At 53.1% G+C, this 386-nt stretch carries 2 tRNA genes and 1 rRNA gene; all 3 read left to right on the forward strand.

What is annotated here, in order from left to right:
* The first annotated feature begins 5 nt into the window (after positions 1–5).
* The 3 genes from rrf to M3194_RS31020 all read left to right on the forward strand — a co-directional run bounded on the left by rrf (position 6) and on the right by M3194_RS31020 (position 339).
* Positions 6–122: ribosomal RNA gene (gene rrf / locus M3194_RS31010) — 5S ribosomal RNA — on the forward strand.
* A gap of 37 nt (positions 123–159) precedes the next feature.
* Positions 160–236: transfer RNA gene (locus tag M3194_RS31015), tRNA-Ile, on the forward strand.
* Positions 237–263: 27 nt separating this feature from the next.
* Positions 264–339: transfer RNA gene (locus M3194_RS31020), tRNA-Ala, on the forward strand.
* Positions 340–386: the final 47 nt, after the last annotated feature.

Consider the following 386-nt stretch of genomic DNA (forward strand, 5'->3'; position numbering starts at 1 on the left):
ATCCGTTTGGTGGCGATGGCGGAGGGGAACCACGCGTTCCCATACCGAACACGACCGTTAAGCCCTCCAGCGCCGATGGTACTTGGACCGCAGGGTCCTGGGAGAGTAGGACGTCGCCAAGCAGGTGCAATGCACCTAAGTATAATTGAATAATATCGAGGGCCTTTAGCTCAGCTGGTTAGAGCGCACCCCTGATAAGGGTGAGGTCGGTGGTTCGAGTCCACTAAGGCCCACCATATCTCAGATATTATCGATCCCATTATGGGGCCATAGCTCAGCTGGGAGAGCGCCTGCCTTGCAAGCAGGAGGTCAGGAGTTCGATCCTCCTTGGCTCCACCAATAATTGTTTTAACTTGCTCTTTGAAAACTGGATAGCGAAAGAATGA

This window comes from Paenibacillus glycanilyticus, assembly GCF_023715145.1.
Lineage (GTDB): Bacteria > Bacillota > Bacilli > Paenibacillales > Paenibacillaceae > Pristimantibacillus > Pristimantibacillus glycanilyticus_A.